This window comes from Xylanibacter rarus (assembly GCF_001275135.1).
GTDB lineage: Bacteria > Bacteroidota > Bacteroidia > Bacteroidales > Bacteroidaceae > Prevotella > Prevotella rara.
In genome coordinates this window covers 1-1,814 of record NZ_LFQU01000068.1, presented here as the reverse complement: position 1 = coordinate 1,814, position 1,814 = coordinate 1, and the positions used below count along the sequence as shown (strand labels likewise).

Genomic DNA, 1,814 nt, shown 5'->3' with positions numbered 1-1,814 from the left:
AAGCCATGTGCCTTTATTGCTTCACGTCAACTGCAAGACTAACTTCCTTAATTTTTAATTGCGCAAGGCCTGATTGCGCTTTTGCATCTGCTTTTCCTTCCTTACTTTCGTAAAACAGCGGTAGTTTGAGCGGATCAGGAGATCCTTATATTCAATTCCGGCGGAGCGCAGATCCGCCGGCACATTAATTAGCTAACCCAATTGTGAATTGTGAATTATGAATTGTGAATTATAAATCATTTTCATATTTTCTCCAGATCCGTTGGCGATATGTTCATGCGGGCACAGCCGAGGATGTCAAGCTGCACTACGATGTCGAGGTTGGCGGCATCGGCTGAGTCGTGGCTTTCGCATCTTACGATGTTGCCTTCTAGTCCAAGGAGTTTGCCGCGCACAACACGCACCTTGTCGCCAAGACGCAGCGGCAGGGGCTCGATAGTGATGGCGGCATCGGAGTTGTAGAGGATAAAGCGGAGCTTCTCTATTTCACGGTCGGGCACGATGGCTACAGGATGCCAGCCGTATTGGTTGGTGGCAGCGGCGCGGTTGACCATGAAGCGCTTTACGAAAGGAAGGTTGACAACATGATGGCGGCGGTCGGCCTCGGTGCAGCGCACAAAGACGGCTGCAGGAATAACTATACGGTCGATGATTTTACGGCGCCCGTTCTTCCAGCGGCGCAGCTCTTTTTGTGTAGGAACGTATGTGTCGTAGCCCAATGCAGCTATCTTTTCGGCACACACTTTTTCGGTGTTATTGCTGACTATCGCGACGTACCATCTGAAAGGTTGAGATACGCCTACGGCGTCGCCAGCGTCATTATTAGCCGTCGCAAGATTGTCGTTCGAATTTACATTTCCGTCCATGAAAGTCCGGTTTATGTTTGCTCTTTTATGATGCCCCACGTTATTATATAATATGTGAAACACCGGTGCAAAAGTAATATTTTTTATATAAATAAGTAAACAAAAGCGGCATTTTTTTTGAAGCCGTACTGTAGGCGGAACAAACAAAACGAAAAAACAGACAACAACGCATGCACGTAAGCATCTGACATAAAAGAATTTACAGGCACAAGCATCCAGCAACCAACCGTCTTGGTGCATAATGGTTCATTTGCATCGTGAGAAAACAAAGGTGTTGAGAGCCACAGACAATAATGGTATTGTAATTGGGAGTTAAAGAAGCATTTTCTAAGTGAAGAGTGAAGAATCCAAATGTCTTGTTGGGTATTGTCATTGGGAGTTAAAGAAGTTAGAGGAGTTATCGCCAACGGAGTTGGCTAGGAGTTAAAGTCATATGCCTTGTTGATTATTTTCTTTGTAATAGAATTGATAATAAACGACAAGGCTATTGTGCCGGCGGATCTGCGCTATTGTCATTGGGAGTTAAAGTAGTTAGAGGAGTTATCGCCAACGGAGTTGGCTAGGAGTTAAAGTCATATGCCTTGTTGATTCTTTTCTTTGTAATAGAATTGATAATAAACGACAAGGCTATTGTGCCGGCGGATCTGCGCTCCGCCGGAATTTAATATAAGGATCTCCTGATCCGCTTAAAATACCGCTGTTTTTACTAAAGTAAGTAAGGAACGAAAAATTAAAGTGAAAATATGAATGCTAAGCTAGCATAAGACAACATGACAATACAAAATAGGAAGTAATCGGACAGTTCTGGCGAAAATTAAAAATTAAAAGTTAAAAATCTAAATGTCTAAGCTGGTTTAATACAGCATGACAATACAAAATAGGAAGTAATCGGACAGTTCTGGCGAAAATTAAAATTAAAGTTAAAATCTAAATGTCTAAGCAGTACTT

1 protein-coding gene is annotated in these 1,814 nt (G+C 42.8%); it reads right to left on the bottom strand.

Going from position 1 to position 1,814, the window contains the following annotated elements:
• Nucleotides 1-242 precede the first annotated feature (242 nt).
• Entirely contained in the window at nucleotides 243-866 is a 624-nt protein-coding gene (locus ACU52_RS14500) for a UpxY family transcription antiterminator (RefSeq protein ID WP_053399322.1), read from the bottom strand.
• Between the last annotated feature and the right edge of the window lie 948 nt (nucleotides 867-1,814).

Bases quoted from the DNA above. Each gene is read 5' to 3' on its own strand.
- ACU52_RS14500 (WP_053399322.1), bottom strand. From the start codon at position 866: ATGGACGGAAATGTAAATTCGAACGACAATCTTGCGACGGCTAATAAT.